This is a genomic window from Streptomyces sp. R-07 (assembly GCF_049913175.1).
Classification (GTDB): domain Bacteria; phylum Actinomycetota; class Actinomycetes; order Streptomycetales; family Streptomycetaceae; genus Streptomyces.
The window spans coordinates 2,891,533-2,904,822 of the sequence record NZ_CP183978.1 but is presented as its reverse complement, the minus strand read 5'-3'; the positions used below and the strand labels follow the sequence as shown (position 1 = coordinate 2,904,822).

12 protein-coding genes are annotated in these 13,290 nt (G+C 71.6%); 7 read left to right on the top strand and 5 right to left on the bottom strand.

The window, feature by feature from the left end; genetic code table 11:
• Positions 1-276: 276 nt before the first annotated feature.
• Entirely contained in the window at positions 277-1,674 is a 1,398-nt protein-coding gene (locus ACN9M0_RS13125) for a tetratricopeptide repeat protein (RefSeq protein ID WP_426403635.1), read from the bottom strand.
• Between the two features lie 98 nt (positions 1,675-1,772).
• Between ACN9M0_RS13125 and ACN9M0_RS13120 the strand changes: the two genes are divergently transcribed.
• On the top strand, positions 1,773-3,164 hold the full coding sequence (locus ACN9M0_RS13120) for an FAD-binding oxidoreductase (protein ID WP_366036656.1): 1,392 nt from the start codon (positions 1,773-1,775) through the stop codon (positions 3,162-3,164).
• A 32-nt stretch (positions 3,165-3,196) separates the two neighbouring features.
• Here the strand turns inward: ACN9M0_RS13120 and ACN9M0_RS13115 are convergent, their stop codons facing one another.
• The gene (locus tag ACN9M0_RS13115; protein WP_366036657.1) at positions 3,197-3,688 is read right to left on the bottom strand and encodes an SsgA family sporulation/cell division regulator; all 492 of its coding nucleotides are present in this window, start codon (positions 3,686-3,688) and stop codon (positions 3,197-3,199) included.
• Between the two features lie 358 nt (positions 3,689-4,046).
• On the opposite strand from ACN9M0_RS13115, the gene ACN9M0_RS13110 reads away from it, so the two are divergent.
• Both ACN9M0_RS13110 and ACN9M0_RS13105 read left to right on the top strand, forming a co-directional pair.
• Positions 4,047-5,543 carry an RDD family protein gene (locus ACN9M0_RS13110; protein ID WP_426403634.1) on the top strand — a complete coding sequence of 499 codons (1,497 nt, stop codon included), beginning with the start codon at positions 4,047-4,049 and terminating at the stop codon, positions 5,541-5,543.
• Positions 5,544-5,611: 68 nt separating this feature from the next.
• Positions 5,612-6,373: an RDD family protein gene (locus ACN9M0_RS13105; RefSeq protein ID WP_426403633.1), complete on the top strand. Its 762-nt coding sequence runs from the start codon at positions 5,612-5,614 to the stop codon at positions 6,371-6,373.
• 30 nt (positions 6,374-6,403) lie between these two features.
• Here ACN9M0_RS13105 and ACN9M0_RS13100 read toward each other — a convergent pair whose 3' ends face one another.
• On the bottom strand, positions 6,404-6,661 hold the full coding sequence (locus tag ACN9M0_RS13100) for a hypothetical protein (RefSeq protein ID WP_366036660.1): 258 nt from the start codon (positions 6,659-6,661) through the stop codon (positions 6,404-6,406).
• A 327-nt stretch (positions 6,662-6,988) separates the two neighbouring features.
• On the opposite strand from ACN9M0_RS13100, the gene ACN9M0_RS13095 reads away from it, so the two are divergent.
• Both ACN9M0_RS13095 and ACN9M0_RS13090 read left to right on the top strand, forming a co-directional pair.
• Complete coding sequence (locus ACN9M0_RS13095) at positions 6,989-9,397, top strand: immune inhibitor A domain-containing protein (protein ID WP_399699202.1); 2,409 nt, start codon at positions 6,989-6,991, stop codon at positions 9,395-9,397.
• 122 nt (positions 9,398-9,519) lie between these two features.
• Positions 9,520-9,831 (top strand): hypothetical protein, encoded by a 312-nt coding sequence (locus ACN9M0_RS13090; RefSeq protein WP_366036662.1) that lies wholly within the window; start codon positions 9,520-9,522, stop codon positions 9,829-9,831.
• Between the two features lie 62 nt (positions 9,832-9,893).
• Here ACN9M0_RS13090 and ACN9M0_RS13085 read toward each other — a convergent pair whose 3' ends face one another.
• Positions 9,894-10,493, bottom strand: a complete 600-nt coding sequence (locus ACN9M0_RS13085; protein WP_426403632.1) for a nicotinamidase — start codon at positions 10,491-10,493, stop codon at positions 9,894-9,896.
• Positions 10,494-10,753: 260 nt separating this feature from the next.
• The gene (locus tag ACN9M0_RS13080) at positions 10,754-12,082 is read right to left on the bottom strand and encodes a nicotinate phosphoribosyltransferase (protein ID WP_366036664.1); all 1,329 of its coding nucleotides are present in this window, start codon (positions 12,080-12,082) and stop codon (positions 10,754-10,756) included.
• A 128-nt stretch (positions 12,083-12,210) separates the two neighbouring features.
• Here ACN9M0_RS13080 and clpS point away from each other — a divergent pair, with 128 nt between their 5' ends.
• Positions 12,211-12,516, top strand: coding sequence for an ATP-dependent Clp protease adapter ClpS (gene clpS / locus ACN9M0_RS13075; RefSeq protein ID WP_366036665.1), 306 nt, complete (start codon positions 12,211-12,213; stop codon positions 12,514-12,516).
• A complete protein-coding gene (locus ACN9M0_RS13070; protein WP_366036666.1) occupies positions 12,516-13,100 on the top strand; it encodes a DUF2017 domain-containing protein in 585 nt (194 codons plus the stop codon). Before clpS ends, ACN9M0_RS13070 begins: the two co-directional genes overlap by 1 nt.
• Positions 13,101-13,290 lie beyond the last annotated feature (190 nt).

Genomic DNA, 13,290 nt, shown 5'->3' with positions numbered 1-13,290 from the left:
TGTGGGCATACGTTCCGCAAGGGCGGAACGGGTGGGCACAACGGACGGCGCCCTTTGCCGGGCCTAGGCTTTCGCGCCTGAACCCGCACCGCACTGGCGGTGCGGGTTCAGGCACGTAAGGCGGAGGCGCCGCGGAGGGCGCCGTCCCGTGTGCCCACCCTCCCCCAAGCTCTCGGCTTCGCTCGAGCAGGGACCCCCATCGCCCCTGGGGGTCCCCCCGGACGATGTCTGGGGGAGGGACGATCGCCCACACGGCGGGGCGGGCCGGGCCCCCGTTCAGCTACGCCGTGGGGCCGTCGCCTTCGTGGGCTCCGGGCGCAGCTCCGCCGGAAGTTCTTCCGGGAGTTCACCCAGGGCCGTCAGGGACTCCTCCGCCCGCCGCGCGTGCAGCGGGGAGAACTCCGGGTTGATCCGCAGCGCCTCCGTCAGGTGGCGGCGGGCCGGGCCCGGCTGGTCCAGGGCGCGCTCGATCTCGCCCCGGTGGTACGTGAAGAGCGCACTCCGCAGCCCCTCCTCCGTGGCCCGTCTCGCGTAGCCCAGCGCCTCCCTCGACGCGCCCGATCGGTGCAGCGCCCAGCCCAGCGCGTCCGCCGCCCGCACCGAGCGGTGGCCCCGCGCCCACTCCGCCCGCATCCGGACGGCCGCCGCCGCCGGGTCGCCGTGGTCCGCGTCGAGCAGCCCCAGAGTCACCTCCGCGCCCTGCCACGTACCCGTCCGCAGCCGCTCGTACAGGGCCCGCGCCTCCCCGCCCCGGCCCAGCGACTCGTACAGCTCGCCCGCCTCCAGGAGGTACTCCGGCAGCGGCAGCCGGGCCAGGGCCGCCCGCCAGTCGCGTACCGCCTCGTCCGTGCGGCCGAGGGCCGCCAGCGCCCGCGCCCGGCCCGCGAGCGAAGGCCCGTGGTCCCGTACGAGCCGCAGCGACGCCCCGAACCGCGTCAGGGCCTCCTCCGGCTCGCCCCGTTCCCACGCCAGGTCCCCGAGCCGCGCGAGGGCCGCCGCCTTCTCCGCGTCCGTCTCCGCCAGGGCCGTCGCGTCGAGGGCCGCCGCGTCGGCGTCCTCCCGCCAGCCCCGGTCGCGGTAGGTCTGCGCGGCCCTGGCCCGTACCACCGCGCCCGCGTGCAGCTCCTCCAGGCTCTCCATGGCCTTCTGGGCCGCCTTGTACTCCCCGAGGCCGTTGTACGCGTCCATCAGGACCGGATACACCGGCCACCGCTTCGGGTCCGCCTTCCGCACCCGCTCCCCGAACTCCCTGGCCGTCTTCCAGTCGCCCCGCGCCCCCGCGAGCGCCCCGAGACCGAGCTGCGCCTCCAGATTGCCGCGCGCGGCGGGCCGTTCGGCGAGCGAGCGGCTCAGGGCTCGCTCGGCCCGCGGATAGTCCCGTACGTCTCCGAGCCGGCTGCCGCGCTCCGTGTACGCCACACCCAGCTCCGCCCAGGACGCCTCGTCGTCCGGGTGGGCCCGCAGCCACTCCTCCCGGTCGGCGATCAGCGCGGCCAGGTCCGGGAGTGCGGCCTGCGCGCCCGCGTGGGCCGCGATCACCGCCCGCTCCGCCGGGCCCGGCGGGGGCGGCGGGCCCTGGCCGGCGAACTCCGGGACGTACAGCAGCGCCGTCGCCGCGAGCACCGCGCCCACCCCGGCCGCCAGGACCGTCCTCGACACGTTCTCGGTCTTCATGGCGCTCACTGTGCGCCCGCATCCGCCTGTACGAAGAGCACACGAAGCGCTCGCTCCGGCGGGTTCACACCGATGGCCCCGGGTGCCACGCTGGACGCATGGACGATCTTCAGAAGGACGATCCGCAGAGGCTCCACGAACTCCTCCGGGCCGGGCTCCCCGCCGAGGCGCTGCTCACCGATCCGGACGTGACGGCCTCCTACGCGCGCGACATGGCGAGTTTCTGCGCGGCCGGCACCCCCGCGGCCGTCGTGCTCCCGCGCACGGTCGAACAGGTCCAGCACGTCATGCGCACCGCGACCGAACTCCGCGTCCCCGTCGTCCCGCAGGGCGCCCGCACGGGCCTGTCAGGCGGCGCCAACGCCTCCGACGGCTGCATCGTGCTCTCCCTCGTCAAGATGGACCGCATCCTGGAGATCAGCCCGGTCGACCGGATCGCCGTCGTCGAACCGGGCGTCGTCAACGCCGTGCTGTCCCGCGCCGTCGCCGAACAAGGCCTCTACTACCCGCCGGACCCCTCCAGCTGGGAGACCTGCACCATCGGCGGGAACATCGGCACCGCCTCCGGAGGCCTGTGCTGCGTCAAGTACGGGGTCACCGCCGAGTACGTCCTCGGCCTCGACGTCGTCCTCGCCGACGGCCGCCTCCTCCGCACCGGCCGGCGAACCGCCAAGGGCGTCGCCGGCTATGACCTGACCAAACTCTTCGTCGGCTCCGAGGGCAGCCTCGGCATCGTCGTCGGGGCCGTCCTCGCGCTCAAGCCGCAGCCGCCGGCGCAGCTGGCGCTCGCCGCCGAGTTCCCCTCCGCGGCCGCCGCCTGCGAGGCCGTCTGCGCGATCATGGAGCGCGGCCACACCCCTTCGCTGCTCGAACTCATGGACCGCACCACCGTCCAGGCGGTCAACAAGCTGGCGCGCATGGGTCTGCCGGACACCACCGAGGCGCTGCTCCTGTGTGCCTTCGACACCCCGGACCCGGCCGCCGATCTGGCCGCCGTCGGGGAGCTGTGCACGGCGGCGGGTGCCACCGAGGTCGTCCCGGCCGCGGACACCGCCGAGTCCGAACTGCTCCTCCAGGCACGCCGGCTCTCCCTCACCGCCCTGGAGACGATCAAGTCCGCGACCATGATCGACGACGTGTGCGTGCCGCGGACGAAGCTGGCCGAGATGCTCGACGGCACGTCGGCGATCGCGGAGAAGTACCACCTGACCATCGGCGTCTGCGCGCACGCGGGCGACGGCAACACCCATCCCGTCGTCTGCTTCGACCACGCGGACGAGGACGAGTCGCGACGGGCGCGGGAGTCCTTCGACGAGATCATGGCGCTCGGACTCGCTCTCGGCGGCACGATCACCGGCGAGCACGGCGTGGGCGTCCTCAAGAAGGAGTGGCTGGCACGGGAGCTGGGGCCGGTCGGTCTGGAGCTCCAGCGCGGGATCAAGGCCACGTTCGACCCGCTGGGGCTGCTCAACCCCGGAAAGCTCTTCTGAGTCCTCGGGCTCCACGCGTACGCGTACGGGGGTCACAGCTCGCCGTCCTGGGACTCGTCCGACGGCCACGGGTCGCGCAGCCACAGCTCGTCGGTGCCCACGGTGGTGGCCAGGATCTCCGCGAGCCCGTCGTCGATGCCGAGCCGCTCGGACTCGGTGCCCGGCGGCACCGCGAGCAGGGTCCGCTCCAGCCAGGCGGACACCTGCGCGGACGGGGCTTCGAGCAGCGCGTCGCCGTCGGGGGAGGAGAGCGCCATCAGGATGACGCTGCGGCCGTCGACCTTCGTGGGCCAGATGCGGACGTCGCCGTGGCCGCAGGCCCGGAAGACGCCCTCGACGAGCAGCTCGCGCGCGAAGGTCCAGTAGACCGGGTGGTCCGTGCCGACGTGGAAGGTGATGTGGACGGCGTACGGGTCGTCGGTGCGGTAGGCGAGCCGGGCGGGGACCGGGACGGAACGCTCGGGGGAGAGCACCAGCTTCAGCTCCAGCTCGCGCTCGACGGTGGTGTTGTCGGTGTTCTGCATGGCCGTGCTCCTTCTCGCGGACGGGCCCCGGACGGGCCTTCACCTGGAGAGAGCGGGGTGGTCGCGGTTCATTACGCGACTTCGGGAAGTTTTTTCGGGAAGTTTCCGAGGGGGCGTTCGGGGCAGGTTGGCGGAGGGGATCACGGGTGGGATGCCGGGCGGGACGGCGGGCGGCAGGTGTCGGCCCGAACATCACCGGGAGTGATCGATTCCGGTGCGCGTCCCCCTCGAAGGCGGGCTTTCTCGCGGGCTCCTTGTCCCCTCGGGGACGTTCTTCGTTACTGTCCTCCTTGGGCGCGGCACGCCCGGCGTGCGGCCGTGCGGATCAAAGGCGTTGTGACTGAACGGAGTCGGGGCAGTGGCTACTCCTCCTGGAGGCGGCGGAGAGGTACCGCAGGCGGGGTACTACCCGGACCCGTCCATTCCCGGATACATCCGGTACTGGAACGGGGGCGCGTGGGTGCCCGGTACGAGCCGGCCCGCCCCCGCGGAGGGCGAGGTTCCGCCCCACCCGCCCGCCTCGGCGATCCCGGCCGGCCCGATCCTGGCCTCCGGTCCGGCCCCGGCCCCGGTGGCGACCCCCGCGACCCCCGTCCACACGGACCAGCCCGTCCACGCGGACCAGCCCGGCCACACGGACCAGCCCGTCCACGCGGCCCAGTCCGTCCAGTCCGCGGAGCGGGCGCAGTCCGTGGCGCCCGTTCAGACCGCCGCGCACGTGCCCGCCCAGACGCAGGCCCCCGCACCGGCGCCCGTACCCGCGCCCGTCCCCGTTCCCACCGTGGAGGAGACGGGGCCCGTCTTCCTCGACGAGGAGCCGGTCGCGCCGGAGCCCGCGTCGGCCTGGCAGGCGGACACCTCCCGCCAGACCGGCTTCGGTGGCGACCGCGACCAGAAGGTCTCCTGGGGCGCGCCCCGGACGCCCGACCCGCGCACCCCGGCCGAGTGGCCGGTCGCGGGCGCGAGTGAGCCGGAGGAGGAGCGGGCCGGCGCGCCGGCTCCCGCCGCGGACCCCCGGGCCACCGGGGGAGCGGCACGCCTCGGAGGCATGCCCGTCACTCCGATCCAGACGCCTTCCCCGGCACCCCAGCCGCAGCCCCAGCCCCAGCCGCAGCCCCAGCCCCGGGTACAGCCCCAACCGGCCCCCGCCGCAGCAGCCCCGGCCCCCGCCCCGGCCCCCGTCCAGACCCCTGCTCCCGCCCCCGCCCCCGTACCGTCCACCCCCTCCTGGGCCCAACAGCAGCCCCAGCAGCCCCAGCATCAACACCAACCCCAGCCCCACACCCCGGTCCAGCCCCAGGAGCAGCAGCCCGTCGTCCCGTGGAAGCCGCCCGTCGAGGACGTGTTCCAGCAGGCGGCCCGCGCGCAGGCCTCCGCGCGTCCCGCGGGGCTCGGCAGGCGTCTGCTCGCCCGGCTGATCGACACCCTCGTCCTGGGCGCGCTGGTCGGCGCGGCCTCCGTGCCCTTCGTGACCGCCGCCCTCGATCACATCGAGGGCAAGATCGAGGCGGCCAAGCAGTCCGGCACCACCGTCCAGGTCTGGCTCCTGGACTCGACGACCTCCGTCCAGTTCGGCATCGCGCTCGCCTCCCTCTTCGTCATCGGCGTCCTGTACGAGGCGCTGCCCACCGCCAAGTGGGGCCGCACCCTGGGCAAGAAGCTGTGCGGGCTCGAGGTGCGGGACATCGAGGCGCACCAGCCGCCGACGTTCGGGAAGGCGCTCCGGCGCTGGCTCGTCTACAGCGTGCTCGGGCTCCTGGCCATCGGTGTCCTCAACGTCCTGTGGTGCCTCTTCGACCGGCCCTGGCGCCAGTGCTGGCACGACAAGGCGGCCCGGACGTTCGTGGCGCGCTGAGGGAGCGCCGTCCCCCGAACGGGCGGTGATTCCTTGCGGGGCCGTCCCGCCCGGGATGCACTGCCCCCATGAGCACCGACCAGCCGCCGCCCGGCCAGCCGCCCGACGACGACCCGTTCAGCAAGAGGCCCCCGGAGCCGCCGCCGGGAGGGCCGCCGCCGGAGCCGCCTCCGGGAGGGCCGCCGCCGGAGCCGCCTCCGGGAGGGCCGCCGCCGGGTCCGCCTCCGGGAGGGCCCCCGCCGGGGAACCCGTACGGCTCCGGCCCCGGCTCCCCGTACGACAACATGCCGCCGCCCCCGCCTCCGTACGGCAGTGGTTACGGCGGCGGTTACGGCGGGACCGATCCGCTCTCCGGGATGCCGCCGCTCGCGGAGACCGGCCGGCGCGTCCTCGCCCGGCTGATCGACTGGGTGATCATCGCGGTGCCGCTCGCGATCATCGGCATCCCGTTCCACATCTACGACCGGGCGACCAGGGACGGCAACGACTTCGGGGACACGGTCAACAGCCTCAACGGGGGCAGCCAGCTGGTCTTCCAGCTCATCACGATCGTCGCGTACGTCGCCTACGACACCGTGCTGACGGCCAAGGACGGCCAGACCGTCGGCAAGAAGCTGATGAAGCTGCGGGTCGCGATGCTCAACGACGGCTCGACGCCCCCGATGAGTCAGTCGCTGCTGCGCGCCGTCGTGCTCTGGCTGCCCGCGCTGATCTGCTGCGCCTGCCTGTGGCCGCTGCTGATCCTCATCCTGATCGTGGTCGACAAGCCGTACAAGCAGGGTCTGCACGACAAGGCGGCGAAGACGGTGGTCGTCACCGTCCCCCGATGACGCGGACGGAGCGGTGATACGGACGAAGCGTCACGAACCGATCCGGGTATCGGCCCCAGCGCCCACGCGCTCGGCCGGCACCCGGATCTCTTCGTTCACGGGGGTATTGACGGGCCGCTCGCGCACCGGCATCGTCACCGCCACGAGGGTGCCGAGCAGCAGGGCGGCGGCGCAGATCACCGCGATGCCCAGGATCGTCGTCGTACCGGAGAGCAACAGCAGGGCGACGGTCGCGAGGACGACGGTGGCCGAACCGTAGGTGAGCTGTGCGGCGTTCGGACGCTGCATGACGGGTACCGCCCCTCGAGACTTCGGTTCGACTCTACGACGGTGGATGCCCGGGCGGTGTGACAGGTAAGCGTGACCTTACCCACGACGCCGATGCACGGGGGGCGCACGGGGTCACGGAATCGTCAATCTTCCTTCACGATGCGCCCGCTGAGTGTTCGATTATCGGAAACCTGGTCCTGCATAGTGCAGTTGACCCGTTCAAGTCAAGATCTGTCTTTTCTCGCCCCACTCCGGTCGAATGTCGTCACTTGTGACGCGCGACCCCGCCGGACGGACACCCCACCTTCGGTCCGAGAGCGCGGGCGCCGGGGAGGACAACACCAAGTGACCAACAGACGACGGGCGATCAGAGCGTCCGCAGTCGTCGTGGCGCTCGCGGCTACCGCCGCCACCGCCTCGACCTTCACCACCGCCTGGGCCGACAATCACGGAAGCGTGACGCCGGCCGGCATCCAGACCGTCGACAAGACGACGGTCGACCACGACCTGCCGGGTCCGTACAGCGAGCAGCAGGAGCAGCAGCGCAAGGCTGCCCTGGAGCAGGTGCTGAGCGGCGAGTCCAAGGTCGAGACCCGGAACGGCTCCAAGGTCGTCAAGCTCGACAACAAGAAGTACGTCGAGCTTGGCCGCGAGAAGACCGACAAGATCTTCACGATCCTCGTCGAGTTCGGCGACCAGGTGGACAACACCACCATGATCGACCGCAAGGACGACGACACCCCCGAGCTCAAGCCGAAGTACGGCGGCGAGCCCGGCCCGCTGCACAACCGTATAGCCCAGCCGGACCGTGCGAACAACAACTCCACGGCCTGGCAGGCGGACTACAACCAGCAGCACTTCCAGGACCTGTACTTCGGCACCGGCAAGAACGCCGACGGCAGCCCGAAGCACTCCATGAAGACCTACTACGAGCGGACCTCGTCCGGTCGTTACTCGGTCGACGGCACGGTCTCCGACTGGGTCAAGGTCCCGTACAACGAGGCCCGTTACGGCTCGAACTACTGTGGCCAGACCAACTGCGCCAACGTCTGGGACACCGTCCGCGACGGTGTCACCGCCTGGGCCGCCGACCAGAAGGCCAAGGGCCAGACCGACGCCCAGATCAAGGCCCAGCTGGCCGCGTACGACCAGTGGGACCGTTACGACTTCGACGCCGACGGCAACTTCAACGAGCCCGACGGCTACATCGACCACTTCCAGCTCGTGCACGCGGGCGAGGACGAGTCGGCCGGCGGCGGCGTCGAGGGCAAGAACGCCCTGTGGGCCCACCGCTGGTACGCCTACGGCACCAACGCGGGCAAGACCGGCCCGGAGAACAACAAGGCCGGCGGCACCCAGATCGGTGACACCGGCATCTGGGTCGGCGACTACACGATGCAGCCGGAGAACGGCGGCCTCGGCGTCTTCGCGCACGAGTACGGCCACGACCTCGGTCTGCCGGACCACTACGACACCTCGGGCGGCGAGAACTCCACCGGGTTCTGGACCCTCATGTCGTCCGGTTCCTGGCTGGGCCAGGGCAAGGACGCCATCGGCGACCTGCCCGGCGACATGTCCGCCTGGGACAAGCTCCAGCTCGGCTGGCTGAACTACGCCAAGGTCAACGACTGGCAGCGCTCCACCAAGACGACCCACAAGCTGGGCGTCTCGGAGTACAACACGAAGAACCCGCAGGCGCTCCTCGTCGAGCTGCCGAAGAAGAAGGTCACCACCGACATCGTGGCTCCCGCCGAGGGCGCCTCGCAGTGGTGGAGCAACATGGGTGACGACCTCAAGAACACCCTGACCCGCTCCGTCGACCTCACGGGCAAGACGTCCGCCTCCCTGGAGCTCCAGGGCTGGTACGACATCGAGGCCGAGTACGACTACCTCTACGCCGAGGTGTCGACCGACGGCGGCGCCAACTGGACGGCGCTGGACGGCACCGCCGACGGCGTGGCCCTCCCGCGCGACGCGGCCGGTGCCCCGGGCCTGACCGGTGCCTCCGACGTGCACAAGAAGCTCGTCTACAACCTGGGCGCCTACGCGGGCAAGAAGTTCGACCTCCGCTTCCGCTACCAGACGGACGGCGGCGCGGGCGGCAAGGGCTTCACGGCCGACGCCATCAACGTCACCGCCGACGGTGCCTCCGTCTTCGCGGACGGCGCCGAGAACGGCGACAACGGCTGGGTCGCCAAGGGCTTCTCGCGGGTCGGCAAGGGCTTCACGAAGGAGTACGAGCAGTACTACATCGCGGAGAACCGCCAGTACGTCTCGTACGACAAGACCCTCAAGGTCGGCCCGTACAACTTCGGTTTCACGGGTGACAAGGCCGGCTGGGTCGAGCACTACCCGTACCAGAACGGTCTGCTCATCTGGAAGTGGGACCTGTCCCAGAAGGACAACAACACCTCCCAGCACCCGGGCGCCGGTCTGGTCCTCCCGATCGACTCGCACCCGAGCCCGCTGAAGTGGTCCAACGGTGAGCTGATGCGCAACCGTGTCCAGGCGTACGACTCGCCGTTCAGCATCTCCCGCACGGACGGCTTCCAGCTGCACTACAAGGACGTCGCCACCTGGGTCCCGTCGCAGGCCGGTAACCCGACCTTCGACGACCGCAAGGGCGTCTACTGGTTCGCCGAGACCCCGCGCGCCGGTGTCCAGGTAACTGACACCAACACCAAGATCCAGGTCGTCAAGGAGCCGAAGGATGGCCAGACGATCACGGTTCAGGTCGGGCCCTCGACCAAGTAATCGGTAAAACCGCAGGTCAAACCATGATCGGCCGTCGCCCTCTAGCGGGCGGCGGCCGATCGTGTTTAGGTGCGTCTGACGCATTTCTTATTGACATCTGATCCACGGGGGAGTGGTTCCGCATGCCCAACGGAGGGTTCTGCAAGCTGCCGGGAGGCAGCGTGGTCGTCGCCATAGGGCTTCCCAGCCCGGCCGGCGACGGCGCCACCGTCCGCTTCCTGGTCCACGCCGCCAACCGCGCCCGCGCCCTGACCCGGCTGCGGAACCTCGGGCTGCGGGCCGTCTACCTCCGGGGCAACGCCGAGCCGCCCACCCCCGACGAGATCACCGCCGTCCTGCACCACCCGGACGGCCTGCTGTGGAGATCCACCCCGGGCGCCGCCCAGGAGCTCTGGCACCCCGTACGGTCCCTCCCGAAGGAGCCCGCGGCGTAGGGGGTGCCCTGTCGACCAGGCCGGGCTCGCGACGCCTGGCACCGCTGCCGGGGCCGGGGGAGCTACGCCACGACCGGCTTGCCCGTCAGTTTCACGCCCGCCGTCCGGAGCTCCTCCAGGGCCCGGTCCGTGGTCTCCTTGGCCACGCCCGCCGTCAGGTCGAGCAGCACGTGGGTCCGGAAGCCCTCCCGGGCCGCGTCCAGGGCCGTGGCCCGGACGCAGTGGTCGGTGGCGATGCCGACCACGTCGACCTCGGTGACGTCCCGCGAGCGCAGCCACTCCGCGAGCGTCCCGCCGTTCTCGTCGCGCCCCTCGAAGCCGCTGTACGCCGCGGCGTACGCGCCCTTGTCGAACACGGCGTCGATCGCCCCGCTGGCGACGGCGGGCGCGAAGTTCGGGTGGAAGCCGACGCCCTCGGTGCCGGCCACGCAGTGCACCGGCCAGGAGGACACGTAGTCCGGCTCCTCGCCGGCCGGGGCGAAGTGCGCGCCCGGGTCGACGTGGTGGTCGCGGGTGGCGACGACGTGCCGGTAGGAGGTGCCCGCCGTCTGGCCGACCAGGTCGGTGATGGCGGCGGCGACGTCCGCGCCGCCCGTCACCGCGAGGCTGCCGCCCTCGCAGAAGTCGTTCTGAACGTCCACAACGATCAATGCGCGGTGCATGGCGGGTGTCCTTAGCGCGTCGGAAGGGAGACTTCGAGCCTAGAGACTTCCCCCTCCCGGCGGGAGGGGGCGTCCCAGAGGACTCCTACACGTACTCGGTCGGCACGACCACCCGCACGACTACACGTACTCGGTCGGCAGGACCACCGGCACGACTACACGTACTCGGTCGGCAGGACCACCGGCACGACTACACGTACTCGGTCGGCAGGACCACCGGCACGACTACACGTACTCGGTCGGCAGGACCACCGGCACGACTACACGTACTCGGTCGGCAGGACCGGCTCGCCCCGTGACAGCTGGATCGCCGACATCGGCAGCCCCGCGCGGGCCGCGATGTGCCTCGACCTGGCGGCTTCGAGCGGCTCCCGGGCCACCACGCCGCCGCCCTTGACCAGCTCGACGAGCAGCTGGTGGTCGGCGAGCTCCGGCGGGACCGGTCCCGTGCCCACGACCTCCGCCTCGGCGACGCCGGCCGCGTCGGGCCTGCGGGCCGCCCACTTGCGGCCGCCGACCGAGGCCTTGCCGCCCAGCGACTTCTTGGCCACCGGCACCAGCGGCGCCTTCGGATCGGCCGAGGCGGCGCGGGCGACGAGCTTGTAGACCATGGAGCAGGTCGGGTGGCCGCTGCCGGTGACCAGCTGCGTCCCCACCCCGTACGCGTCGACCGGCGCCGCCGCGAGCGAGGCGATGGCGTACTCGTCGAGGTCCGAGGTGACCACGATCTTCGTGTCCCGGGCGCCCAGCTCGTCGAGCTGCGCCCGCACCCGGTGCGCGACGAGCAGCAGGTCGCCCGAGTCGATCCGTACGGCCCCGAGCTCGGGCCCGGCGACCTCGACGGCGGTCCGGACGGCCTCGGCCACGTCGTACGTGTCGACGAGCAGGGTCGTCCCGCGCCCCAGGGTCTCCACCTGGGCCCGGAAGGCGTCCTTCTCGCTGTCGTGGAGCAGGGTGAAGGCGTGGGCGGAGGTGCCGACGGTCGGGATGCCGTAGCGGAAGCCGGCCGCGAGGTCGGAGGTCGCCTCGAAGCCGCCGACGTACGCGGCGCGGGAGGCGGCGACGGCCGCAAGCTCGTGGGTGCGCCGGGCGCCCATCTCGATCAGGCGCCGCCCGCCGGCCGAGGCCGACATGCGGGAGGCGGCCGCCGCGATGGCCGAGTCGTGGTTGAGGATCGAGAGGATCACGGTCTCCAGGAGCACGCACTCCGCGAAGGAGCCCTCGACGCGCAGCACGGGGGAGCCGGGGAAGTACACCTCGCCCTCGGGGTAGCCCCAGATGTCGCCGGAGAAGCGGTAGCGGGCCAGCCACTCCAGGGTCGGCTCGTCGACGATGCCGCGCTCCCGGAGGAAGCCCAGGACGGCGGGGTCGAACCGGAAGTTCTCGACGGCGTCCAGGACCCGGCCGACGCCCGCGAGGACGCCGTAGCGCCGCCCCTCGGGCAGCCGCCGGGTGAAGACCTCGAAGACGGAGCGCCGGTCGGCGGTGCCGGCCCGCAGGGCCGCCTGGAGCATGGTCAGCTCGTACTGATCGGTGAAGAGCGCGGTCGACGGCACGTCCACCGGCAGCCCAAGGTCCGCAGCGTTCATGTCAGCGATGCTAGCGCAGAAATCGTCAGAGTGACGATTTCTATCGTCACGGGTGTGCCACACCCGGGGAGCGCCGTGTGCGCGCCCCGTTTGCGCGACCGCCCCCCAGGGGTGACAACATGGTGTGAGTGAGCGTCGCGCCTATTGAGATCGAACGTACGGAATCGGCCGAGGAGGTCTCCGCGGTCGTCGAACCCGACGTGCCCTGGGTGACCCTCGTGCACAACGATCCGGTCAACCTGATGAGCTACGTGGAGTACGTCTTCCAGTCGTACTTCGGATACTCCAAGGACAAGGCGCACAAGCTGATGCTCGACGTGCACAACAAGGGTCGCGCGGTGGTCTCCGCCGGCACCCGCGAGGAGATGGAACGGGACGTGCAGGCGATGCACGGCTACGGCCTGTGGGCGACCCTCTCCCAGGACCGCTTCTGATGGCCGGCCGCTTCGAGGTCCTCCCCGGCGGCGGCGCGGCCGTCGCGCTCGACGACGTCGAGATCTCCATCCTCCGCTCCCTCGCCGTCCAGCTCATGGAGCTGATCGGGCCGGGCGACGAGCCCGCCGCCGACGCGGACCCGCTGGCCGCGCTCTTCGCCGAGGGGCCGAGTGAGCCGCCGTCCGACCCCGCCCTCCGGCGCCTCTTCCCCGACGCCTACGGGGACGACAGCGAGGAGCTGCGGTCGGCCGCCTCCGACTTCCGCCGCTACACCGAGAACGACCTGCGGGCCCGCAAGCGCGAGGACGCCCTCGTGGTCGTGCGCGCCCTGGACTCCCTCTCCGCCGAGGCGGCGGGTGAGGGCGGCGCGGTCCTGAAGCTCACCCCGGACGAGTCCCGGGCCTGGCTCGGCGCGCTCAACGACCTCCGGCTGACCATAGGGACCCGTCTGGAGGTCACGGACGACGAGGAGAGCGAGCAGCTGTACCGGCTGCCGGACTCCGATCCCCGCAAGCCGATGGTGATGGCGTACCTCTGGCTGGGTGCGCTCCAGGAGTCCCTCGTCGCGACCCTGATGGCCTGACCGTCGGGACGCACGGCGGGGTGTTCGCTCAGCGGACGCTCAAATCCGGATAACGAATGCGTTATCAGAGCGTCCGCGTCGCCATCTTGTGCACCTTTTGTCCGTGTTTATTTGTGGCGTGCGCCACGCCCAACTCCCTCGATCACCCTCCACCCCGTGATAAATCTTCACGACCGCTCGGGCACGCCAC